The following is a 21,541-nucleotide window of genomic DNA, read 5'->3' as shown; positions in this document are numbered from 1 at the left end:
GCCTGCCAGTCTAGGTCTCTCGGTCAGGGGCGTCTAGCAGAGCCTTTGCTTCGCCACGGGAGAGAAAACCCAGCATCGGCTTATCGGCACGCTTCATCGGAATGGCCAGGATACGCTCGGCGATAAACAAGGCTGGAGGGCACTGGGACGCTATGTATTGCGCAAACCCGCGTATTGCGGCGAGCCTCGCATTGCGGCTTCGTACGGTGTTGTGGCGCACTTCCTCAAGATAGGCCAGAAATCCGACGATGAGATCGGCGTTGATGTCGAGCAACGTCAGTTGCGCAGCTGATTTGCGGCATTGATCCTCAGCATAGCCAAGTAGAAGGCGGAACGCATCGCGATAGGCGGCTACAGTTCTAGGGCTGGCGGCTTGTTGCTGCAGAAGACGTTCGGTGAAGAACCGCTGGACCAATGCGGCAAATTCAGAAGGTTGAGTCAGGGTGTTCATGCCGGGACTCCTTCGGCGTAACGTTGGAAGCGGCCAGCTGCGATGTTCATCAGCTCAGGGATGCCTGTGAAATACCAGTAGGTATCGACTACCTTGGCATGCCCCACATAGATCGACAGTGCCGACAAACATCGCTCTATATCCGCTTCCTCCCTATAGAACCTCAATGCGCTATGCACGATGAAGGTGTGCCGAAGATCGTGCAACCGATGATGACGATAGTCGCCCCGAGGCTTCCAGTCGAGCCGCCGTTCGCAGATTGCGCGCAGCGCGTACAACGCCTGTCGCTGGGTCACCGGTTGACCGTTCTCGCGCAGAAAGAAACGGTCTGAGCGGCGACTGCAAACAATGCGGTTCCGCACGTTGGTGTATGCAAGCAACTGACTTGAGACCGTTGCATGCATGGCAACATATCGGCGCTGATGGAATTTGCTGTCGCGGATGTCGAGTACACCGGCGCAAAGGTCGATGTCAGCGTCGGTCAGGTGAAGGGCTTCGGAGATTCGCAATCCTGTTGTCGCTAGCAAACCGAAGAGCGCGTAACACGTCGCGGAGCGCAAACCACCAGGTGGCCCGAGGAGCCTGGCTTCGGATAGCAGCGTCTTGATCTCCAGTTCGGTAAAGATGTGTGGCACGAGTCGACGGTGACCACGACCCAGCAGTTTCCTCGGTGGTACGATCGTTTCGGGATCTGTACGCATCTGGAACTTGGCAAAGCCGCGCAGTGTTTCGATGCGGCGAGCCCAACCGATCTGGGAGGCGCGCGTTGAATCGCGCGCCCAGTCCGCCGCAAGGTCAAGTGTCAGATGCTTGGCGCCACGCTGACTAGCGAAGCGTGCGAACGATTCGAGCTGTTTGCCATCGATTGCAAGTTCGAACCCAAAACTGCGCCGATACGCAAGATACTCCGTTACGCGGGAGCCCCACTCGTCGGTGACGTTCATGATGTGCTCCCAGGCCATGACAGGGCAACCTCCCGCAGGCGCTCGATATCCACACGGGCGTAGACACGGGCCGTGTCTAAGCTCCGATGCCTCAGCAGATCGGCGATTTCCTTGATCGAAACGTTCGCCCTTTGCAGGCGAGTAGCGGTTGACCGCCGAAGCACATGCGTGTTGCAGAATTGGTCATCAAGATTGCAGCGTTCGAACGCCCGGTTCATCGCATTGCGAATCGCGGCGACAGTCAACGGAACGCCGAACGGAGCGCGGTGACGCACGAAAACATATCGGCTGTTCGTCAGCGGGCGCCCCTCGCGCAGGTACCTGGCTAAAGCAGCACCAGCCTGTTCTGGCAACGGCATACGTTGTACACGGTTACTCTTGGTGTGCGGTAACGTTACGACGCCGCGTCGCCAGTCTATGGAGTCGAGTGTCAGGTGTGTGGCCTCATCTCCACGCAGGCCAAGATCAAGAATGCAGCGAGCTATCGCGTAATCTCGCATACCGGATGCGGTGTTTACATTGAACGCTTGAAGGAAACGTTCGAGCTGAATCTCTGACAGTACCTTCGGCGGGTTTCGATGCGGCCAGTTGGCGATCAGCGGCAACGTCGAGACAGCAAGGCGCGTATCGTCACCGCGCAATGCTCGGTATCTCAGATAGCTACGCAAGCTCGTACATACGACTCCGAGCGAACTGGGTCTCCAATGGCGTCGAGCAAGGTCGACGAGGAAAGCCTCGATTGCCGGTATGGTCAGGGCTAAGGATTCAGCGGACTCATCCAGCGTACGGCTTGCAAAAAATGCCTCAAGATGACGGACGCGGTAGACGCACGTCGAACGCTTCAAGCCGCAAGTGTCGCGCAAGAAACCATCAAAGTTGTGCAATTCACGAGCTATGGGATCCGGCGCGATCGTGTGGACGGCCTCAGCGTAGAATGGCAGCGCCAGAAGATGATGCAGTGCTGCGCGCATCTCGGATACAACTGACCGGCAAGGTTCTGGACAACAGCAGACTGGCAGATGATCCCGTATAAAGTGCTCGACAAGAGCTTCGTCAAAATCCGAAGCGGATCGGCGCGTACGTCTCATCCAATAACTGAAGTGGGCGAGGCACCGCAAGTATGCTCCCACAGTACCTCTTGCGTAACGTAAGCGCTCCAGCTCGCATATGTACGAATCTATAAACTGGCTCAAGGGGCCATGTAGAAGCCAGTCTCGCCGGGCGAGACGATTCAGGCAGGCATCCGTAAACATGATGATCTCCGCACGGGGGTTCGCGGAACACCATCAGACCACGATTTATTATGCTGAGTTAGATCCCGCCGACGCTCGCCTCACACACGTTGGCGCTTCGGAGCGAAGCCAGGAGACGGATCGCACTGCGCATAATCCGTAAGTGCGCATAAACTCTTTTATGGCGACCTCGGCATAACAGGTCGAACTATCTGTTCGTCGGCTCCGACAGCGGGGGCGAGCGGGCCGCCGCCATGTATAGCTTGATCGGGTCGGCAAAGCTCAACGGTATCAATCCGCGCGCCTACCTCGAATACGTCCTGACCCACATCGCTGATCACAAGATCTCACGCATCGACGACTTGCTGCCCTGGAACGTGGCCGACAAACTGAAGCCGGCCACTCCGCCTACACCTTTAACCGGATAGATCTGGATTGATTTGCGTGGATCATGTCCACGATCGCCGGTCACGGACACGATCCCCCGTGATCTATACGAATTCCACTACACCAATATCATCATGCCTCACGCGCGCGCGAATGAGGAACTGGCCCAGCCGAGCCGCTTACGGAGACACTATGTGTCCTTCAGGATTATGTCGGGTAAAGAGATCGGGCTTTTACGATCACCCTCAAATCGTGCGGCGTCGTGCAAGGCAGCCCTCTGCATCACGCGACATAGTTTGTCGATCCTACAGACTGTTCAGGAAGCCGAGGAGCTGGTCTGTCGGCCGGTAGCGAAGCGCCTTGCCCTGTGGCGGAGATGTCTTCGCAAGGGGCCTGCTCCTTCATTGCAAGGGTAGCTTCGAGATAGATCTGCGTGGTTTCCACCGATTCATGGCCGAGCCACAACGCGATCACTGAACGATCAACGCCAGCCTGCAGAAGGTCCATGGCCATCGTGTGCCTCAAGCAGTGGACGGTGACCCGTTTCTGTTTCAACGAAGGGCAAACTTGGGACGCAGCCTCGCGATGCTTGTTCAGCAGGTACTGCGCGTGTTCGTCGCAAACGCGTGCCTCATATCGTGCAGGCGTGGTCCATGATGGTCGGAAACTCCGCGCAGGCCGACTTGTCGTGACAGCGCATAGAAAGTCCGATGTACTTCTGCGCCATCCAGACGATTACCGCTGTTGGAAACGAACAGATAGCAAGACACTGGCCGACCGGCCCAATGACGATTACGTCGCACGATGTAGTCGGCAAGCACCTCGCGAGTCGAGTCATGCAAAGGCACGAGCCGGGACTTGCCGAATTTGGTGCCACGGATTGTTAGCACCCCAGTGGTGACGTCCACGTCTCGAACCTCAAGATTGCGTGCTTCCCCGAGACGCATGCCCGACACGCTCAGCAATCCAAGCAGGCAATAGAACGGCCATGGTCGGAGTGCACTGCGCTCATAGCGGCATGGTATTTGAAGGGCGGCCCGCAGTAAGTCGCGAATCTCATCGTCCGAACACAGGTACGGTCTAGCCCGTTTCGGTTGGAACGGCAGTAGGCTCTGCGCTGGAATCTGCGTGCGCGAATCGGTGGCGCTGGGTGAGGGCATGACAGTCACGTACGGAAGTCGTCGTGGTCGAGCAGGTGCGACGGTCAGTGGCGCGGGCAATATCATCGGCGGTTTCAGGACACGGCCAGCATCGTCCCTCGACAAGCATCGGACCCGCAGCGGCACGCATAGAGCGTCTTGAGCGCAGCAGTTTTTCGCCCTTCCACAAAAGTCGATAGTCGATGAACAACTCTTCGCCTGGCTCAATGTCTCGCAGCGCGTGGAAGAAAACCCGGCTGCCGTCTTGCTCGGCCTCACAGTTCGGCGCGCAACTGTGATTGACCCAACGCGCCGAGTTGCCGCCCTGGGCACCGTCGATCACACGCCCGTCGTCGAGATCGAAGTAAAACGTGTGGCCGCCTTCGGCTGCCGAACGCGCATACCGGCGCTGCGCTTGTGCCCAGGACACGCGCTTTCCGTTGTATTCCAGAATCTGCTCGTTGGCACCGATCCGGGTGAGCGCAAATACGCCGCGTCCGTGGACCGGCGAAGAACGTACAACGATGCGGCGCATGACGATATTCTTCTCTGTTGCTATTACGTAGTGAGCGACACGCTGTGGCGCCGCCGCGGCATGCTCGCATGATACGATCGCCGCACGCCCGTCGATACCCCTATGCCTTCATCCACCGGCCGCAGCCGCATCAAACGCAAACCGCCCCGCGGCACCCTCGTGCGTTACGAGGATCGCATCGTCGAGGTGCTGGGCGAAGCGCGTGGTCAACGGATCATGATCCGATCGATCCACGCGGACGGCACTGAACGTCTTACGGCCGTCAAGCTCAATAGCCTGCGGCCGCTCGACGCGCAACTCTTCTAAAAGTCGGCGGCATAACTGGCGCCGCACTCGCTCACGCTTGGTTGACGGCGTCCTTAAACGCCTTGCCCGCGGTGAACTTGACGGTCTTGCCTGCCGCGATTTCGATCGGCGCACCGGTTTTCGGATTGCGACCGGTGCGCGCAGCGCGCTTGCCGGCCCCAAACGAGCCGAAGCCGATCAGTTGAACGGCGTCACCCGCAGCCACCGCCTTCGAAATTGTCTCAAACACGGCATTGATGGCCTCCTCTGCGGCGATCTTGCTCGTGCCGGCTTCAGACGCCACTGCGTCAATCAATTCCTGCTTGTTCATTGAAACTCGTCCTCTCTGTTATTAAACGAACCAGATCATACCGAACGCTGGAAACGCATCGGATCGCGGGCCCGTTCCTAGTCTGCGTCGGTCACATCAAAGTCGAACAGATCCGAGGTCGCGCTGCGCGCGTCAAGCCGCTCGGGCAAATCACCGTTTCTGACCTTGGCTAGCGTCTGCGGCGACAGCCAGATTGCTTCCATGGCTTCGATGCCCTCTTCGATCATGCGCTGCAAAAAAAAGATTGTTTACGCCCAGTCGCCTCTGCCAACACCCGCAACCGCTGTTCGATGACGGGGTCGATGCGCACCGCCACCACCCGAAGTTTGTTCTCTGCTGATCTTTTCATCTGTTCGCTCCTTTTGGCCGACCACGCGACTGGCGCGGCTTCCGGCCCTGGATCGCTCGACCCGCCGGCGCCATTCGGAAACCTGGTCATTCTCTACGCGCGACCCTTCGCTCTCGCCGTTTTCCCAGCCGCTGCCTTCCGGGCGCTGCGCCTCGCAGGCAAACCGGCTTCGGCAGTCGGCGCGCGCATGGACGCCTGTGCCGCTGTGCGCAGCGACTTCAACTGTTCGTGAAGTGACTGATGCGCCGCTTCAAGCGCGGCGAGCTTGCCCTGAAGCACCCCGTTCTGGTGGCGCACGTCGCCCTGCTGCGCCTGCAGCGTGTCGACGGTACGACGATGATCGGCCTCTCGCTTTCCCGCCCGCTTGGCCGCTTCGGCCAGTTCTTTCTGAGCCTTCGCCGTGGCGCTGCGTTCCCGGTCGGTCTCCAAGAGCGCGCGCTTCTCCGATGCGCGTAAGCGCTCCTCGGCCCGGCTGGCTGTCTCGCGCAGCTTCTCGAGATCGCGCGAGAAGGTGTCGCGGACTTTTTCAAGTTCCCGCTCGCGCGCAACCGTCTCCTCCGCGAGGCGCTTGATCTCCGCCTGGAGCGTTTTACGCGCGGCGGCCTCTTCAGCCTGCTGCCGCTCCAGTTCCCGTATTTCGACCTGGGCCGCGAGCAGCGCCGCCGTGCGTTGCTCGAGCGCCGTTTCCGTGCGGCCCAGCTCTTCCCGGGCAGCGACAACCCTTCGCTCGGCCTCCGTACGCTGCGCTTCGACTTCGTCGCGCAGGGACGCGAGTTCGGCCTGCGCAGACGTCGCCGCTCGCGTCCACAGCGTCCCGATCAACTCGCCCGCCGCTTCACTCAAATCCTTGGGCAAGTCGGGATGCTCGATGCGCACCCGACTCTTCTCGCGCAACTCCGCCCAGAACTCGCTCAAGACCGATGCGGGCGTGCTCATGGTGCCGCGCCGGACCAGGTTGTAGAGGCGGTTGGCAGTCGGGGGGACGCCAAAGCGGAAAAAAAGCAGCGCGCACACTTCGCGATAGAGCTCCCGCGTCTTGGGGAACTCGACCTTGAGGCGTTCGATGTCCGCCGCAAGGCGGGTTTCGTCGGAGAGAACGTCGGACATGGATCGAAGAGGCTGGAACTAACGACAATAATACAACGTAAATCATCAAGTACCACGCTTTCACTGGTAGTCGATTTGACATTAATGCTATAATGTTGACATATCTCGCTTCCGGCTGACAAAAATCAACGTGCCTGCCAAGCCGTCTTCCGCCACTCCGCCTCCACGGGCGCTGCAGCCGACACCGTTGGAATCGCTTGTGATACCGGGCGATCTCGACGGCGCGACCGGTTCGAACCGATCTGTGACCGGGCGCCCACAAATCGCGGCCGACAACGATCTGGATGCGATCCGCGCCTGGTTGTCGCGCTTTGTCGACACCAAGACCACGTTCGAGAACTACCGCAAAGAGGCCGAGCGGCTCCTGCTCTGGTCCGTCGTCGTGCAGGGCAAACCTCTCTCTTCCTTGACGCACGAGGACTGCCTGCGCTATCAGCAGTTTCTAGCCGACCCGCAGCCTGCCGCGACGTGGGTGGCCGGCGGCGGTCGCAAGCATCCGCGCAGCGACACTCGCTGGCGCCCCTTCTATGGCCCGCTGTCTGCATCCAGTCAACGTCAGGCGACCGTGATCCTCAACGCCATGTTCTCGTGGCTGGTGCAGGCCGGCTACTTGGCGGGCAATCCGCTGTCGCTGTCGCGTCAGCGCACCCGGCATGCCGCGCCGCGCATCACCCGCTATCTGGAGCCGAGCGTCTGGCAGGAGGTCAAGGACTTCATCGCGACGATGCCTAGACAAACGGACCGCGAGAAAGCCCACGCGTACCGCGCCCGATGGCTGTTCACGCTGCTCTACCTCGGCGGGCTGCGCATCGCGGAGGTCGGCGCCAACACGATGGGGCAGTTCTTCGTGCGACGCGATGCGGACGGTGCGCTGCGCTGGTGGCTCACCATCCACGGCAAGGGCGACAAGCAACGGCTGGTGCCGGCCACGCGCGAGATGATGATGGAGCTCTCGCGTTATCGACAGTACCTTGGGCTAAGCGCCCTGCCGTCGCCCAGCGAAGATACGCCGCTCGTGCTACCGATCGGCGCAACAGCGTTTAACGAACGCACCCAGACCTGCGCCCCGCTGACGCGCGCAGCGCTTCACGCCATCGTCAAGGACGTGTTTGCCCGCGCCGCGGTCCGCCTGCGGGAGCGCGACGATGGCGCCAGCGCGCGAGCCGATCTACTCGAGAAAGCGTCCGCGCATTGGCTTCGGCACAGCGCCGGCTCGCACATGGCCGACCGCAAAGTAGACCTGCGCACCGTGCGCGACAACCTCGGACATGCATCGTTGACGACGACCAGCATCTACCTGCATGTGGACGACGATCGCCGCCATCAGGAGACAGAAGAGAAGCACCGGGTAGACTGGTGACGCCAACCGAACAACGCGCTGTGCGTCCCACGCCAGACACGTCCGATTCCCTCTAAGTGATCGCAACACCGCTCATGAAAGTGCTTGTGCCAGAAGCGCAGATCTCTGCAGATAAGCAGACGCTAAGCTTTACCCTCGATTGGCGCGGGCAAACCGTGACTTGCGTGGTGCCGCGCAAGTGCTTAGAGGTGTTCTTCTGGCTACCACGCGATGCGGACGATGCTCACATGGTGAGAGTATTCGGGAACGGGTTTGCGCGCATTGAAGCGGCCGCACGGCGTAAGTTGCTGGCGCATCCGACCCAAACCCTCCGACTTACCCACGCGGACTTTTCCAACTCCTGATTGCTTCGTCCTTTGAAGGCCGCTGGCACCTGGCGTTGATGCTCGCGGCCGCTTACGTGCGCGGAAAAGCGAAGACCGTTAGTTGCAAGGTGCTTACTCATGGCTAGCCGTCCAGTAGGACAGCTCCGTCGCCGGCGCGGTAAAAACTTCGACTAGAGCTGACATCGGCGGCATATCATCTCTCAGCTGCCTACGTCGGCCAGCGAATCGGCGGGCGAAGCGGTCCTTCTCAATGAAAGAGCGCTTGCCAACGATGCGTGGCGTCGATGAACATGCGAATGATGTCTGGTCCCCATAGGTAGGCGTCGAACAGAAAGATCGAACCAATGAGTGTGTACCACAGGCGCTCGATGCGGCGCAGCCGACGGCGTTGATACAACAGCTCTTCATTCGGGGTTCTGGTTGCTCATGCGACGCCGACGCGATCTCATCCATGATGTCGGTCACGCGCTCCACTGCAGATGTCGTTTTCTCCATCGTCTCGCCGGCCTTTGTGACAAGTTCGGTGCCCGCATTTTAGCTTCACACGAACTCCAGCACGAAGTGCGCGACGATGGCCGCGCCCGTCGCCAGCGTGGCGAACCAGCTCAACACTCGCACCGTCCAGTGCGCGACGAAATCGCCGACGACTTCCCGCTTGGCGCCGAGCAGCACGAGGAGCGCTAGCACCGGCGTCACCGTCATGCCATTGGCCACCGCGCTCCAGTACAGCGCGTGAACGGGCTCGACGCGCAGCGCCGCGAGCGCCATCGCCGCCGCGGTGCCGAGCGCCATCACGCCGACGAGCAGCCATGCAATCCGCCGGTCGCGTTGTTCGCCGCGCGGCCAATCGAACGAACTCGCCACGGCCTGCGCAGCCGAGCCCGCCAGCGGCGGCAAGGCCAGCAATGCCGAGCCGATCAGCGCCACCGCGAGCACATGGCTCGCATAGCCGTGCGCGAGCGGCGCCAGTACACGCGCCATGTCCACCGGCTCGCCTACGGGCGTCTTTTGCATCAGATGCAGCGTCGCGGCCGCCGCGACCATCATGCACAGCGCGGCCGCGTTCGAAAGCGCGGTCCGCAGCAGCGTGTCGCGACGAATCTTGCGCATCTGCTCGTTCAGCGCCTTCTGGTCTCGACGGCCGCCGTCCCGCACTTCCTGTTCCGCCTGCGCAAACATCAGATAAGGACTGACCGTCGTGCCGAGCACGGCGATCAGCATCGTGATGTAGTCCTCGTTCCAGTCCACTCGCGGTACGAACGCGCGCATGAGAACCGTCTGCCACGGCACTTCGACGACCACGATAACGCCGACATACGCGAACATCGCGAGCGCCATCCACTTCACGATCCGCGCGTAGCGTGCGTACGGAACGAGGCATTGCAGAGCGACCGACGCAGCGCCCGACAGCAGTGCGAGCCATGCAACGGACCCACCGATGAAGACCCGCAACGCCACGCCCATCGCGAGTAAATCGACGGCGATGTTGAAGGTATTCGCAAAGAGAAAGCGCGCCACCGCGAAAAAGTAAAAGAGCGACGAGTAGTGCGCCCGCATGTTGGTGGTCAAGCCACGCCCGGTCACTGCCGCGACGCGCGCCGCGATGAGTTGCAGCGCAACGGTAGACGGATACGACAGCACGCACATCCACAGAAGGTCGAATCCGTACCACGCGCCTGCGAGCGTGTAAGTCGCGATGCCGCCCGGATCGTTGTCCGATGCGACGCTCGCCAATCCTGGCCCGACGTCCGCGGCCCACGAGTGCGCCGCCCGCTTGCTCGCGCGCGCGCTTTCATCCGCTAGCTGTTTTTTCTGATGAGTGACCATCGCCCAATCCCGCCAACGCGATTGACGGAGCGGTCCGCATGAAGCGTTCCTCCCGGCGATGATGCAGTGCAGCGGCATACAACGGCTACAGCGTTGAGTGGGCTCACGTCTTCATAGTCGAAAACGCAAGAATCACGAAGTTCAAGGAATACCACAACATTGCGGCTCTGGCCGCGGCCTATCGGCCATAGAAGTATTGTTTATACGGCAGTCGGCCAAGCGGCCGGACCGCTTGCTCAGGCAGTCGGCGAAATGAAGCGCGACGAGACGCGCGTCACGTTGCGGTAAGACTGTAGTCCGGACGGCCGACGACCGCACGCGCTATGGGCAGATTGATCCGACGTGGTCGGCCGAACCCGACCCGTTGCGGTCCTTCGTGCAGTTTCGGCAAATGTCGCTACTGTGCTCAAAAGCGGCCACAGAGGCGTGCGTGTGCGACGGTGCCAGCAGGTTTTATGTCGAGCGCGGGCTTTGGTGACGCAAGTGTCGTCTCACGTTCGAGGCACCGCCCTGCGAGTTCAATCTGGGCAGTTCTAACGCACCGCGATGCTGCGTATTTGCGCATCTCACGCCCCTGGAGCCGGCGGCAAGGCAGCCACAGGCTTCTCCGCACCGTGCCGCCGGTCTGTCCTCCTTTTGACTCATGACCGGTTATCGTCCGCGCTCGGGTTCGCCATGATGAATTCCCGGAGCGACCGTTCGAGCGTATGGAGCTTTTCAGATAACAGGTGCTCCGATCGCGCGAGCGCGACATCGCCGAGCGTTTCGGCTGCACGAGCCCGACTCGCGGCCAGCGCGGCGCGTTCTTCTGCGCGTCGCACCGACGACCATAGCGCATCTTCCAGTTCCGCCATTTGCGCGGCGTCCAGTGAAGCTTCGGAGAAAGCGTGGCCAGTATGGCAGCGGTACCGCAGGGGCGCCGCATCGCCTACTTGCCACACGACTCCTCCGCAGTCAGGACAGGTGAGCGTGCTGCGCCTGCCCAGTTGATCCAGATCGGCAGGCGACGCGATTCCTGTGAGAGCGATCTGCGTCTCGATTTCGATTGTCCGCTTGTCGACTCTCATAGGCACCTCTCTGTCAGGCTGGTGAACCGCATCGACGATGGCCTGCGCGAGCCTGTCAAGGCACGCCACCGTAGCGGTCGGGACGGCGCGAAGCGCAGATGCAGGCATTGACGGTGCAACGCTGTCTTCCGGCGCCTGCACGATTACACTACCGCCGCAGGCGTGAACCGCGGCAGCGCCCGCCGCCCCGTCGTCAAGGTCGCCAGTCAGCACCACTGCGACGGCGCGAGGGCCGTACTCCACCGCCACCGAGCGGAACAGCGGATCGATTGCGGGACGGGTGAAATTTTCTTTTGGGCCGACGGTGAGCCGTGTCCGGCCGTCATGAACAAGCAGATGTCTGTCGGACGGGGCGACGTAGATTTTCGATGGTTCCAGCGGGACGTTGTCCCGCGCGTGGGCAACCGGCAAAGGACACGTGGACGCAAGCAGCTCGGGCAGAATGCTGCGATGCGCGCCAATGTGCATGACAACCAGCATCGGGACGCTGAAATCGGTCGGCAGTGAAGACAGCAGCGTGCGAAGTGCGGCCAGACCGCCCAACGACGTACCGACAGCGACAACACGGTTGTCGTTATGCTGATCAATCTGCACGAACTGCCTCCCGATCGTTTCGGCACAGGGAACGTCCTGGCCCTTTCAGCTCTGAACTCGGTGGGCCACGATTCGTTCGGTGCTATGCGGGAAGCAAGCGCCAAGCCCAGGAATGGTGCTTGCGTTCGATTCACCCAGCGCATATCTGGGGCAAACATGAAAAGCGGAGTCTGGACCAACAGGAAGGCGTCCCTGCACCGTCCGCTACGGGTCCTGGTCGTCGACGATTACGCGGGTGGAGCTGAAGCCGTTTCGCTTGCACTGTCGCTCGCAGGACACGAGGCCCGCTTTGCAGTGGATGGCGACTCGGCCTTCCGGTGCATCGCATTCTGGACGCCGGACATCGCGGTACTCGACATCAATATGCCGTCGCCCGACGGCTACCAGTTAGCCGCGCTGCTGCGTGCGGCCGACGGTACCGGCGAAGCCGTGCTGATAGCGTTCACCTCAATGGACGAACAGGCAGTACAGCCTCGTGGGGTGGCAGTCGGCTTCGACGCATTCTGTCAGAAAGGTTCAGGAGCCGGCCCTTTACTCGATATCATTGCAAGGATTGCGCCCTTGTAAGCGGGCCATCGCGCTGCCCTGTCCTGGCGCGCTGGTTTTTCAGAAGCATGAGTTGACCGGCCTGAGCGTTTGCCATTAGCCGCACATGCGCGTCAGTCGGTCGGAAGGGGAATATGGCTACGAGTATGCCTCGGAATGAGCAGCGCAAGCCCGCAGGACCGGACTTTGTCGTGGTCGGAATTGGCGCGTCCGCAGGCGGCGTTGAAGCGCTTTTGCGGCTTTTTGAGACTGCGCCAGCCTCGCCGGGCGTCGCATTCGTAGTGGTACTGCACCTGTCGCCGGATCATGCGAGCCACGCACACGAGGTCATTCAAAACGTTACCGCCCTGCGCGTGCGGCAGGTCAGCACCCCGGTGCCGCTTGAAAAAGACAACGTCTATGTCATTCCGCCTGGAAAGTTCCTCTCGATGGTCGATGGACACTTATGCCTGAGCGACCCTGAACCGCCGCGGCTACCGCCCACGAGCATCGACGTGTTTTTTCGCAGTCTGGCCGACGCTCATGGCGCCCGCGCTGTCGCCATCGTCCTGTCGGGTTCAGGGGCAGACGGCTCTGTGGGCATCGCCAGCGTCCGGGAACAGGGTGGTATCACCGTCGCTCAACGTCCGGAAGAAGCGCAGTACGGCGAAATGCCGCGCAACGCGATTGCAACCGGGCACGTGGACCTCGTGTTGCCGGTGACGGACATTATCCCCAGGCTGCTGGAACTGGTGAGGAATGCGCCCAGGATTGCCTTGCCAGCGGCATCCGGGCCGGATGAAGATGCGGGCGGCACCGAGTCACTGATTCCTGATGCGAACGGGATGGATGACGTGCTGGACACGCTGCGTGCGCGCACCCGTCACGATTTTTCCAGTTACAAGCGCGGCACGGTTATGCGTCGCATCGAGCGCCGCATGCAGGTCAACGCGCTCACTTCGGTGACCGCATACAGGAATTTTCTGACTGAGAATGTCGACGAAACGCCGAGACTGCTGGCGGACATGCTGATTGGGGTTACGAACTTCTTTCGCGATCCCGAGGCGTTTGATGCGCTCGAAAAAGCATTGCCGGCGGAGCTTGCCCAAAGTCTTGCAGAACGCGACGAGGTGCGTGCGTGGGTGCCGGCCTGTGCAACCGGGGAAGAGGCTTTCTCGATCGCAATACTTCTGGACGAAGCGGTCCGTCGATTGCCGCGTCGGCCAAGGATAACGGTCTACGCCAGCGATATAGATGAACGCGCGATCGCCATCGCGCGGGCAGCCAGCTATCCTTCGGCCATCACGAACGACCTGTCGCCTGCCCGTCTGGCCCAGTATTTCACCAGGGAGGGAAACCGCTATCGACTGGTCAAATCGCTGCGCGACACCGTTATCTTCGCTGCCCATAATCTGCTGCGCGACCCACCATTCTCGCGCATCGACCTCATTTCCTGCCGCAACCTGCTGATCTACCTCGACCGCCGCGCCCAGAAGCGAGTGCTCGAAGCGTTCCACTTTTCACTGCGTCCCCAGGGTCTGCTCTTCCTCGGCACGGCCGAATCGGCTGACTTCGCCCACGAGCTTTTTTCACCGGTGGACAAGTCCAGGAAGATCTATCGCGTGGTGCCGAACGCCTCAACCAGTGCTTTGCCGACCTACGCCAACATTCAGCAATACCCCTTTGATGGGGGAGGTCAAACCTTCTTCACTTCACCGACGGGCAGCAAAGCGGCTGATGTGGAGGTACCTGACCAGGCACGGTCGTTCGACCTGTTTGGGCCGCCGCTGATTGTCGTGCGAAAGGACGGCACGATTGTCCATCGTTCGGCGAATGCCATCCGACTATCCGAGGATGTGCGACAGGCGCGTGCAGTCAATATCTTTGCGATCGTCCGCGAAGACGCCCATCCTCGTCTCCGGCAGGCCCTCCAGCACTGCATCGAGGCCGGACGGCGCCAGGACGAGGAGGCGCTGCCCTTTTCGACCGCATCGGGCGAGATCGCGGTGGACCTGTCTTTCAGGCCCTACCACGACCCCGCACGGGACGAGCGTCTGATTTCCCTGACATGCGATCTGCTGACGCCTCTGCCAGTGGCCAGTTCAGCAATGAGCGGCGAGCCCGCTGACCAGACGCTGGACTCGCTCAGGCAGGCCCTGGCCGGAAGCGAGGGGCGCGTGCGCAGTTCATTGGAACACGCACAGAAATCGGCCGAAGAGCTTAGAGCGTCTAATGAAGAGCTCCAGGCCATGAACGAAGAACTGCGCTCGGCAACCGAGGAACTGGAAGCGAGTCGCGAGGAATTGCAGTCGCTCAATGAAGAACTGGTCACGGTCAACTCCGAACTCGTGTCAAAGGTCAACGAGGCCGCACGCGTGAGCGATGACCTTAAAAACCTGATTGCTCTGGTTGGCGTTGCAACGGTGTTCGTCGATCGTACGCTCCACATAAAGCGGTACACCTCTCCAGCCGAAGCCCTTTTCAATATTCTGCCGAGCGACACCGGGCGACCGCTTCAGCATCTGACGCACAAGCTCGATTATCCGGAGATGATCGACGATCTGCGCACCGCGTTTGAGTCGCTCACGAAGATCGAAAAGGAAGTACAGAGCAGGGACGGTCGAACCTTTCTCGCCCGGGTGCTTCCCTATCGCACCGACGATGATCGCATCGATGGTGCGGTGCTCGCGCTGATCGACATCACCGGCCAGAAGGCCGCTCAGGCCGAGGCGCGCGTAAGCGAAGAAAAGCTCCAGCTCGCTGCCAGGGAAACCCATGACTTTGCCATTATTGTTCTCGACGATGCGGGGGTGGTCGTCAGCTGGAACGCGGGCGCGAGTCATATTTTCGGCTACAAGGCCGAAGAGATGCTGGGTGGTTCCCTCGACGCGATCTTTACGGGTGACGACCGTAGTGATGGTGTGCCGGCGCGAGAGCGCGGCAAAGCCCGCAGTAAAGGCCGTGCCGAAGACGAGCGGTGGTATGCGACGAAGAGCGGCGAACACGTCTTTTGCAGCGGCTTCCTGAGCCGCATCGATGTGCCCGGGTTTTCGGGCTTTACCAAGATCGTCCACGACGCGACCCAACGCAAACTGGTACAGGGAAGGAAAGATCTTGCGCTGGCGCGGCAGCGCGCCGACTACACCGAAATTCAGAAACTGAGCCGTCTGAAAGATGAGTTCATCGCGGTGCTGTCTCACGAACTAAAAAATCCGCTCAATCTCATCCATATGAAAGCGGAGATCCTCGCCCGTATTCCCGAAGCGCGACACATTGGGCGGGTTCGGGAAGTCGCCGACGCGATCCAGAAGTCGGTCCTGACGCAGGCAAAGATCATCGATGATCTGCTTGACTTTTCGCGGATCCAGACAGGAAAACTTTCCCTGCGTTTTGAACCAACCGATGTGGCAAGCATCGTCCGGTCGATCGCGGAGGCCATACGCGACGATTTCGTGGCAAACAGGATCGACCTGCAGCTGCACGTGCCGGCGACGCCGGTGTTTATTGCGGCCGATTCAGTTCGCATTGAACAGATCATCTGGAATCTGCTCAGCAATGCGATTAAGTTTACGCCGCCGGGCGGGACAGTCACTGTCCGGCTGCAGCAGGAAGCGGATAAGGTGTGCCTGGAGGTGGCCGACACGGGAGTCGGCATCGCGCCCGGCCTGCTTGAGTCAATCTTTGAGATTTTCCAGCAGGCTCCCAATGTGCCGTCTCGTGCGCGAGCCATGGGACTTGGCATTGGCTTATCCCTGGTGCGCCAGCTTGCCCGTCTGCACGGCGGAACGGTCGAGGCGTTTTCCGAAGGCGAAAGGCGGGGAGCCCGCTTCGTCGTTTCGCTTCCGGCCGAAGCTTCGTTCGCGCATCGGCAGGCCGGCGACAAGCCGGCGGACCTTTCCGTCTTCGCGGGTGCCCGCGTACTGCTGATCGAGGATTCTGAAGAGTCATTGCAGGCAATGGCGGATCTGTTTTCGGTGTACGACGCACGTGTTACCACTTCGGTGAACGCAGCTGAGGCGTTGCAGGCAGCAAAAGCGTCCGACTTCGACTTCATCATCACGGATGTGAACCTGCCCGATCTTGACGGCTATCAGGTCGTGGCACAACTGCGGCAACTGCAGAACTGCTCGGGTGTTCCGATCGTCGCGGTGACCGGCCGACCGGTGGCGCAGGAAGAGACGCGTGCGCGGGATGCTGGCTGCGATGCCTGTCTCGCCAAGCCATTCAACCTGCAGGCGCTGGCTGAGGTTATCCAAAGGGTTCGACCGCGGTAAGGCAGTGAGCACGCTGGAGAAGATGACACTGGAAGCACGGTGACGGGATCGCTAGAAGCGAAGTCGGCCGCAATGGCCATCGAATTTGGGACGCTGTATACAACACTTGAAAACGGAGCAGGCTCGTCGGGCGAATCGTCGTTGCTGCCTTACCGAATGGCGGTTGGCCACTCGTCTACAGGCGTTCGCCGATAGAGTGTGAGGGGCCGTTCATGGCCGACAAGCGCACGCTCGCCGGCCACCGGCAATCACACTTCGGTTTGCTCAGCCATTTCGAGAGCATCGTCAACCTCGATCCCGAGGTATCGCACGGTGCTTTCTATTTTTGTATGGCCCAAGAGCAATTGGACCGCGCGCAAGTTCTTAGTGCGTCGATAGATCAACGACGCTTTCGTTCGACGCATGGTGTGCGTACCGTACGCGGTGTCATCGAGCCCAATCGACGCGACCCAACGATGAACGATGCGCGCATACTGGCGCGTCGACACATGCGCTGAGGCATGCAGTCGACTTGGAAACAAATAGTCGGCAGGCTTTAGTCCCCGCGCGGAAATCCAAGCACCGACACTTTGCCGAGTCTGCTCCGTGATTTCGAACTGCACTGGCCGATGTGTTTTCTGCTGCATGAAAGTCGCGCGAGCTAAGACATGACCTCCCATGGAGACGTCCTGCACTTGCAAGCGCGTCAAATCGCAGGCTCGAAGCTTACTGTCGATCGCAAGGTTGAACATCGCCAACTCGCGAGCGTTGGACGACATCTGCAGCCTTGTTCGAATTGCCCAGATTTCCCGGAGCTTCAGCGGAGGCTTCTGGCCGGTTAGCCGTCCCTTATTCCACGGCACCCGACGAGCGCCGGAAGAATTAAGCGTTTCCATGACAATCTCCTCTTCAACGAAGGGAGATCGATTGTGCGCTTTGCGGACCGGTCAATCTTCGACCCGTTTGAGCCGTTCCGTGGAGATCCATGACCGTCCGCTTGCCTAGCGACATGAGCCGGTCAATGGTCGGCGGTGGAGCTGCCACCCGTTCAATCAAGCGACGCTACCGTATGCATAAGCCCCGGAGAAAACGGGATGGCGGGGAGGTGACGCGAGCGGTAATCTACCCAGCAGGTTTCCGGTCGGGTTTGGTTTGACACATGGATCGACCAAGCCTGCAGACGTATCGGTGCTGGAAAAACTTGCTCCGGTTTTACACGAGGACTGAAGCGATGAAAAAAAATCATGACAGCCGCGGCGGGCTCACTGATCGGGGTATCGATTGCCTTTGCGGGGGAAGCGGAGGATGTGATGTCCAACCCCGATATGGGGGTGCACCAAGCTGAAGTGGCCCGCGACGGCGCGGAGGTGATGCCATTCGATCTGGCGCGGAGCACCCATTTTTTCGACGATACGCGCAACGGCGGGATTGAAACGATTACCGCAAACAATAAACACGACACCAGGCAGACTGCTCTCATTCGCTCGCACCTGGCAACAGAGTCAAAACGTTTCAGTCACGGGGATTTCTCAGATCCTGCAAAGATACACGGCAAAGATATGCCCGGACTCGCCGAGTTGGCGAACGCGGGTGACAAACTACATGTTCAATACAGGAGTCTACCTGCCGGAGCAAGCCTGACCTACGCGAGCACCGACCCTGATGTGATCGCGGCGATTCACGCGTGGTTCGCTGCCCAGCGCTCCGATCACGCGGCGCACTCTCACCTTCACCGGTAGCGCTTAAGCAGTCGACCCGCGCAAGTTCCGCTTGCCGAATGCACATGTGGATTCCCGCGACGGTGATCGATCGGGCTCAGTGCGGTTTAACACAGTGGCAATAGACGAAATGCTGCACGCGCCCTGACGGCGTGACGTGCGCTTCTTCGTCGTGTTCAACCAGTTCGAACGCCGGGCCAAATTCACCGTGCAGGGAATCCGCGTCGTACTGGACCACCGGAAGACCGCTGCACTCGGCCGGCCCGTCCGGAGCGAAGGTGGCGACAATCACGTGCCCGCCCGGCTTCACCGCCCGCATGACCTGATGGACATACGCGCGGCGGTCAGCCTCGCCCGTGAGAAAGTGAAATACGGCCCGATCGTGCCAGACATCGAAGAACCGTTCTGGCAGGGGTGCGGAAGTGACATCAGCCTCGATCCACTGCACGAGGCCGGATTTCTGTCCGAGCCGCTTGCGCGCCACGGCCAGCGCTTCGCCGGAGAGATCCAGCACGGAAAGGTTGCGGTAGCCGTGAGCGACCAGATCATCGGCCAACGTCGACGCACCGCCGCCTACATCGATGATCGCGGCATCCGGCCCGACGCCGATCCGTTGAATCAGATCCAGCGACAGCGCCGCGTGCGGCTGGTACCAACTGACTTCTGTCGACGCTTTCGTCGTGTAAATCTTTTCCCAATGGGTCTTCGATTGCATCGCGTTTTCCTTTGAATCTCGTCTGTCGGACCTACCGCCCCGGATCTTTGCACAAAATACCGGAGCAATCGCTACACCGCCGGCGACAGTGCCTCGATGATTCGGCACTCGGCGACCGTTCCGCAACTGCACTGATCGATCAGATTATCCAGTTCTGTCTTCAGCGCCTGTAAATCCCGGATTTTGCGCTCCACTTCAAGCCGGTGCTCAGTGGCGATCGCGTCGATTGCGGAGCATGAGCGGCTACGGTCGTCCGCGAGGGCGAGAAGCTCGCGCACCTGCTCCAGCGAAAACCCGAGATCGCGCGCGCGCCGGATGAAGCTCAGGCGGTTCAGGTGATCTGCGGCGTACGCGCGGTAATTCCCTTCGGTCCGGGCAGGCTCGGGCAGCAAGCCCGTTTTCTCGTAAAAGCGGATCGTTTCCACCTTCGTGCCAGTTGCCTTAGCCAGATGACCGATCGTCAATATTGAGCTGTCCATGGCTTGACCCTGTAGTGACTATAGGGTCTATCGTAGACCCCATGAAGACATTCGTCGAGGTCAAAACACCATGAACGCTCCCGACTCCCTGAAACTGCGCATCGAGGGAATGGACTGTGCCGCCTGTGCGGTCAAGATAGAAAACGCAATGAAACGATTGCCTGGCGTCAGCGACATCAACGTCAGCTACGGTCAGGAGAGTCTGTCTCTGAGATACGACGAGGACCGGACCTCATCGACCATGATCGAGGGTAAGATCCGCGCGCTGGGTTTTACACCGGTCGGCGGCGGTTCGCATGGGTCAGCCGCTGCCGCTGGTTCGGTGGCCGGCCCTCGGTCGTCATGGTGGCGGGGGCGTAAAGCTTACCTTGTGCTGGCCATCGCCGCGATGTTCGGGAGCGCGTTTGCGGTGGCGCATATTGAGCCGGCCCTGGCGCAATGGGCATACTCCGTGGCGGCGTTGATCAGCATCGTGCCTTTCGCGAAGCGCGCCTATGCCGGGGCAATCTCGGGCACGCCGTTCAGCATCGAAACGCTGATGTCCGTTGCCGCGCTCGGCGCGCTGCTGATTGGCGCGGCACAGGAAGCGGCGGTTGTCATTCTTCTGTTCGCTATCGGCGAATTGCTGGAAACAGTCGCGGCCGGAAGAGCCAGAGCGGGTATTGAGGCGTTGGTCTCGCTGGTGCCACGCGATGCGTTACGTGAACGCGCCAACGTCCTTGAGCGGGTGCTGGCCGACACACTTGCGATTGGCGACATCGTCGTCGTGCGGCCCGGCGATCGCATCCCTTCTGACGGCAAGGTCATCGGAGGCGTTTCGGACGTTGACGAAGCACCGGTGACCGGCGAGTCGATTCCGGTGCTCAAGGAACCTGGAGCGGCCGTTTTCGCCGGCAGCATCAGCACGAACGGCGAGCTGCGTGTCGAGGTTACCCGCACTGCAGCCGACAACACGATCTCCCGCATCATTCACATGGTGGAGGAAGCACAAGAGTCGAAGGCGCCGACGGCACGACTGATCGACCGCTTCAGCCAGCGATACACGCCGGCCGCGATGGTGGTCGCGCTGCTGGTGGCCATCGTGCCGCCTTTCGCCTTCCATGCGGAGTGGGCGACGTGGATCTATCGCGGTCTGGCCACGTTGCTGATTGCCTGTCCCTGCGCGCTGGTGATCTCTACGCCTGCCGCTATCGCGTCGGCCCTTGCCGCGGGAGCCAGACGTGGCCTGCTGGTTAAGGGCGGCGCAGCCCTGGAAGCACTCGGCAAGATCAGGACGGTGGCATTCGACAAGACCGGGACACTTACACTGGGCCGTCCACAGGTGACAGACATCGTCCCTATCGAAGGAACGGCAGACGATATTTTGGCGAAAGCGGCGGCGGTCGAGCGCAAGGCGAGCCATCCACTCGGCACGGCCATTGTGGAAGCGGCGACTCTGCGAGGGCTTGAATTGCCGGTGAGTTTCGGTACTGCATTGACGGTGCCGGGCAAGGCGGTCACCGCACGTCTGAAGGGTGGTTTCGTGTCTGTCGGATCGCCGCGCCATGCGAAGGAACAGACAACGCTCGACGCCCCTATCGTGCAGCAACTGGAGGCGCTCGAGCGGCAGGGCAAGACTGTCGTCGTGATGCTGTCCGGCAAACGGGTCGAGGGGCTCATCGCGTTGCATGATGAGCCACGCAGCGACGCCGCCGCCGCGATTGCCACGTTGTACCGCATGGGCATCGGCACGGTCATGCTGACGGGCGACAACCAGCGAACGGCTAAGGCCATCGGGGCGACTGTGGGTGTGCAGGTCAGAGCGGAACTGCTGCCCGACGCAAAACTTGCCGAAATCGGAGTGAAGCGCACCGGGTTTTCCGGAGACCTCAACTCCTGAGAGAATGAGGAAATGGAAAACATCGACAAAGCAAAACG

22 protein-coding genes and 2 pseudogenes are annotated in these 21,541 nt (G+C 60.7%); 8 read left to right on the top strand and 16 right to left on the bottom strand.

Features of this window, described 5'->3' with window-relative positions:
• Positions 1 to 10 precede the first annotated feature (10 nt).
• The 3 genes from AB6804_RS27400 to AB6804_RS27390 are packed head-to-tail and all read right to left on the bottom strand — an operon-like array spanning position 11 to position 2,366.
• Entirely contained in the window at positions 11 to 451 is a 441-nt protein-coding gene (locus AB6804_RS27400; protein ID WP_370889127.1) for a site-specific integrase, read from the bottom strand.
• Positions 448 to 1,395, bottom strand: a complete 948-nt coding sequence (locus AB6804_RS27395; RefSeq protein WP_370889126.1) for a tyrosine-type recombinase/integrase — start codon at positions 1,393 to 1,395, stop codon at positions 448 to 450. The genes AB6804_RS27400 and AB6804_RS27395 overlap by 4 nt, the downstream gene beginning before the upstream one ends.
• Positions 1,392 to 2,366: a tyrosine-type recombinase/integrase gene (locus AB6804_RS27390; RefSeq protein WP_370889125.1), complete on the bottom strand. Its 975-nt coding sequence runs from the start codon at positions 2,364 to 2,366 to the stop codon at positions 1,392 to 1,394. The genes AB6804_RS27395 and AB6804_RS27390 overlap by 4 nt, the downstream gene beginning before the upstream one ends.
• Before the next feature lie 461 nt (positions 2,367 to 2,827).
• Here AB6804_RS27390 and AB6804_RS27385 point away from each other — a divergent pair.
• A pseudogene (locus AB6804_RS27385) lies at positions 2,828 to 3,055 on the top strand (transposase domain-containing protein); the annotation flags it as partial.
• Between the two features lie 241 nt (positions 3,056 to 3,296).
• Here AB6804_RS27385 and AB6804_RS27380 read toward each other — a convergent pair.
• From AB6804_RS27380 to AB6804_RS27370, 3 genes and pseudogenes are all read right to left on the bottom strand, one after another.
• On the bottom strand, positions 3,297 to 3,611 hold the full coding sequence (locus tag AB6804_RS27380; RefSeq protein ID WP_370889143.1) for a tyrosine-type recombinase/integrase: 315 nt from the start codon (positions 3,609 to 3,611) through the stop codon (positions 3,297 to 3,299).
• The gene (locus tag AB6804_RS27375; protein ID WP_370889124.1) at positions 3,608 to 4,174 is read right to left on the bottom strand and encodes a tyrosine-type recombinase/integrase; all 567 of its coding nucleotides are present in this window, start codon (positions 4,172 to 4,174) and stop codon (positions 3,608 to 3,610) included. The genes AB6804_RS27380 and AB6804_RS27375 overlap by 4 nt, the downstream gene beginning before the upstream one ends.
• Positions 4,175 to 4,248: 74 nt before the next feature.
• Positions 4,249 to 4,688, bottom strand: a pseudogene (locus tag AB6804_RS27370) (SET domain-containing protein).
• A 102-nt stretch (positions 4,689 to 4,790) separates the two neighbouring features.
• Here AB6804_RS27370 and AB6804_RS27365 point away from each other — a divergent pair.
• The gene (locus AB6804_RS27365; RefSeq protein WP_370889123.1) at positions 4,791 to 4,994 is read left to right on the top strand and encodes a hypothetical protein; all 204 of its coding nucleotides are present in this window, start codon (positions 4,791 to 4,793) and stop codon (positions 4,992 to 4,994) included.
• A gap of 31 nt (positions 4,995 to 5,025) precedes the next feature.
• Here the strand turns inward: AB6804_RS27365 and AB6804_RS27360 are convergent, their stop codons facing one another.
• From AB6804_RS27360 to AB6804_RS27345, 4 genes are all read right to left on the bottom strand, one after another.
• Complete coding sequence (locus AB6804_RS27360; RefSeq protein WP_370889122.1) at positions 5,026 to 5,304, bottom strand: HU family DNA-binding protein; 279 nt, start codon at positions 5,302 to 5,304, stop codon at positions 5,026 to 5,028.
• A 77-nt stretch (positions 5,305 to 5,381) separates the two neighbouring features.
• Entirely contained in the window at positions 5,382 to 5,531 is a 150-nt protein-coding gene (locus AB6804_RS27355) for a hypothetical protein (RefSeq protein WP_370889121.1), read from the bottom strand.
• Positions 5,528 to 5,653, bottom strand: coding sequence for a hypothetical protein (locus AB6804_RS27350; protein ID WP_370889120.1), 126 nt, complete (start codon positions 5,651 to 5,653; stop codon positions 5,528 to 5,530). The genes AB6804_RS27355 and AB6804_RS27350 overlap by 4 nt, the downstream gene beginning before the upstream one ends.
• Before the next feature lie 93 nt (positions 5,654 to 5,746).
• A complete protein-coding gene (locus AB6804_RS27345; RefSeq protein ID WP_370889119.1) occupies positions 5,747 to 6,760 on the bottom strand; it encodes a DNA-binding protein in 1,014 nt (337 codons plus the stop codon).
• Between the two features lie 187 nt (positions 6,761 to 6,947).
• On the opposite strand from AB6804_RS27345, the gene AB6804_RS27340 reads away from it, so the two are divergent.
• Together AB6804_RS27340 and AB6804_RS27335 are read left to right on the top strand one after the other, a co-directional pair.
• Positions 6,948 to 8,120, top strand: coding sequence for a tyrosine-type recombinase/integrase (locus tag AB6804_RS27340; protein WP_370889118.1), 1,173 nt, complete (start codon positions 6,948 to 6,950; stop codon positions 8,118 to 8,120).
• Between the two features lie 74 nt (positions 8,121 to 8,194).
• Complete coding sequence (locus AB6804_RS27335) at positions 8,195 to 8,464, top strand: DUF1488 family protein (RefSeq protein WP_370889117.1); 270 nt, start codon at positions 8,195 to 8,197, stop codon at positions 8,462 to 8,464.
• Between the two features lie 229 nt (positions 8,465 to 8,693).
• Here AB6804_RS27335 and AB6804_RS27330 read toward each other — a convergent pair whose 3' ends face one another.
• From AB6804_RS27330 to AB6804_RS27320, 3 genes are all read right to left on the bottom strand, one after another.
• Positions 8,694 to 8,843: a hypothetical protein gene (locus tag AB6804_RS27330; protein ID WP_370889116.1), complete on the bottom strand. Its 150-nt coding sequence runs from the start codon at positions 8,841 to 8,843 to the stop codon at positions 8,694 to 8,696.
• Between the two features lie 143 nt (positions 8,844 to 8,986).
• Positions 8,987 to 10,273, bottom strand: coding sequence for an NRAMP family divalent metal transporter (locus AB6804_RS27325; RefSeq protein ID WP_370889115.1), 1,287 nt, complete (start codon positions 10,271 to 10,273; stop codon positions 8,987 to 8,989).
• 641 nt (positions 10,274 to 10,914) lie between these two features.
• Positions 10,915 to 11,934 carry a chemotaxis protein CheB gene (locus AB6804_RS27320; protein ID WP_244798016.1) on the bottom strand — a complete coding sequence of 340 codons (1,020 nt, stop codon included), beginning with the start codon at positions 11,932 to 11,934 and terminating at the stop codon, positions 10,915 to 10,917.
• Between AB6804_RS27320 and AB6804_RS27315 the strand changes: the two genes are divergently transcribed.
• Positions 11,917 to 12,501: a response regulator gene (locus AB6804_RS27315; protein WP_370889114.1), complete on the top strand. Its 585-nt coding sequence runs from the start codon at positions 11,917 to 11,919 to the stop codon at positions 12,499 to 12,501. The genes AB6804_RS27320 and AB6804_RS27315 overlap by 18 nt on opposite strands.
• Before the next feature lie 113 nt (positions 12,502 to 12,614).
• Positions 12,615 to 16,733, top strand: coding sequence for a CheR family methyltransferase (locus AB6804_RS27310; RefSeq protein ID WP_370889113.1), 4,119 nt, complete (start codon positions 12,615 to 12,617; stop codon positions 16,731 to 16,733).
• A gap of 248 nt (positions 16,734 to 16,981) precedes the next feature.
• On the opposite strand, the gene AB6804_RS27305 is transcribed toward AB6804_RS27310, so the two are convergent.
• Positions 16,982 to 17,608, bottom strand: a complete 627-nt coding sequence (locus tag AB6804_RS27305; RefSeq protein WP_370889112.1) for a tyrosine-type recombinase/integrase — start codon at positions 17,606 to 17,608, stop codon at positions 16,982 to 16,984.
• Positions 17,609 to 18,022: 414 nt separating this feature from the next.
• Here AB6804_RS27305 and AB6804_RS27300 point away from each other — a divergent pair, with 414 nt between their 5' ends.
• Positions 18,023 to 18,451, top strand: a complete 429-nt coding sequence (locus AB6804_RS27300; protein WP_370889111.1) for an aspartate carbamoyltransferase — start codon at positions 18,023 to 18,025, stop codon at positions 18,449 to 18,451.
• A gap of 76 nt (positions 18,452 to 18,527) precedes the next feature.
• Here the strand turns inward: AB6804_RS27300 and AB6804_RS27295 are convergent, their stop codons facing one another.
• Both AB6804_RS27295 and AB6804_RS27290 read right to left on the bottom strand, forming a co-directional pair.
• Positions 18,528 to 19,145, bottom strand: coding sequence for a class I SAM-dependent methyltransferase (locus AB6804_RS27295; RefSeq protein WP_370889110.1), 618 nt, complete (start codon positions 19,143 to 19,145; stop codon positions 18,528 to 18,530).
• Between the two features lie 71 nt (positions 19,146 to 19,216).
• Positions 19,217 to 19,624 carry a helix-turn-helix domain-containing protein gene (locus tag AB6804_RS27290; protein WP_370889109.1) on the bottom strand — a complete coding sequence of 136 codons (408 nt, stop codon included), beginning with the start codon at positions 19,622 to 19,624 and terminating at the stop codon, positions 19,217 to 19,219.
• 70 nt (positions 19,625 to 19,694) lie between these two features.
• Between AB6804_RS27290 and AB6804_RS27285 the strand changes: the two genes are divergently transcribed.
• On the top strand, positions 19,695 to 21,503 hold the full coding sequence (locus tag AB6804_RS27285; protein ID WP_370889108.1) for a heavy metal translocating P-type ATPase: 1,809 nt from the start codon (positions 19,695 to 19,697) through the stop codon (positions 21,501 to 21,503).
• Positions 21,504 to 21,541: the final 38 nt, after the last annotated feature.

The organism is Caballeronia sp. RCC_10 (genome assembly GCF_041360715.1).
GTDB lineage: Bacteria > Pseudomonadota > Gammaproteobacteria > Burkholderiales > Burkholderiaceae > Caballeronia > Caballeronia grimmiae.
Note: the sequence above shows the minus strand (reverse complement) of the source record. Positions and strands in the feature narration are given on the sequence as shown.

Bases quoted from the DNA above. Each gene is read 5' to 3' on its own strand.
- AB6804_RS27285 (WP_370889108.1), top strand. From the start codon at position 19,695: ATGAACGCTCCCGACTCCCTGAAACTGCGCATCGAGGGAATGGACTGT.
- AB6804_RS27310 (WP_370889113.1), top strand. From the start codon at position 12,615: ATGGCTACGAGTATGCCTCGGAATGAGCAGCGCAAGCCCGCAGGACCG.
- AB6804_RS27345 (WP_370889119.1), bottom strand. From the start codon at position 6,760: ATGTCCGACGTTCTCTCCGACGAAACCCGCCTTGCGGCGGACATCGAA.
- AB6804_RS27315 (WP_370889114.1), top strand. From the start codon at position 11,917: ATGCTGATCAATCTGCACGAACTGCCTCCCGATCGTTTCGGCACAGGG.
- AB6804_RS27390 (WP_370889125.1), bottom strand. From the start codon at position 2,366: ATGCGCGCAGCACTGCATCATCTTCTGGCGCTGCCATTCTACGCTGAG.
- AB6804_RS27375 (WP_370889124.1), bottom strand. From the start codon at position 4,174: ATGCCCTCACCCAGCGCCACCGATTCGCGCACGCAGATTCCAGCGCAG.
- AB6804_RS27335 (WP_370889117.1), top strand. From the start codon at position 8,195: ATGAAAGTGCTTGTGCCAGAAGCGCAGATCTCTGCAGATAAGCAGACG.
- AB6804_RS27300 (WP_370889111.1), top strand. From the start codon at position 18,023: ATGTCCAACCCCGATATGGGGGTGCACCAAGCTGAAGTGGCCCGCGAC.
- AB6804_RS27325 (WP_370889115.1), bottom strand. From the start codon at position 10,273: ATGGTCACTCATCAGAAAAAACAGCTAGCGGATGAAAGCGCGCGCGCG.
- AB6804_RS27290 (WP_370889109.1), bottom strand. From the start codon at position 19,624: ATGGACAGCTCAATATTGACGATCGGTCATCTGGCTAAGGCAACTGGC.
- AB6804_RS27365 (WP_370889123.1), top strand. From the start codon at position 4,791: ATGCCTTCATCCACCGGCCGCAGCCGCATCAAACGCAAACCGCCCCGC.
- AB6804_RS27350 (WP_370889120.1), bottom strand. From the start codon at position 5,653: ATGAAAAGATCAGCAGAGAACAAACTTCGGGTGGTGGCGGTGCGCATC.
- AB6804_RS27400 (WP_370889127.1), bottom strand. From the start codon at position 451: ATGAACACCCTGACTCAACCTTCTGAATTTGCCGCATTGGTCCAGCGG.
- AB6804_RS27305 (WP_370889112.1), bottom strand. From the start codon at position 17,608: ATGGAAACGCTTAATTCTTCCGGCGCTCGTCGGGTGCCGTGGAATAAG.
- AB6804_RS27355 (WP_370889121.1), bottom strand. From the start codon at position 5,531: ATGATCGAAGAGGGCATCGAAGCCATGGAAGCAATCTGGCTGTCGCCG.
- AB6804_RS27395 (WP_370889126.1), bottom strand. From the start codon at position 1,395: ATGAACGTCACCGACGAGTGGGGCTCCCGCGTAACGGAGTATCTTGCG.
- AB6804_RS27360 (WP_370889122.1), bottom strand. From the start codon at position 5,304: ATGAACAAGCAGGAATTGATTGACGCAGTGGCGTCTGAAGCCGGCACG.
- AB6804_RS27295 (WP_370889110.1), bottom strand. From the start codon at position 19,145: ATGCAATCGAAGACCCATTGGGAAAAGATTTACACGACGAAAGCGTCG.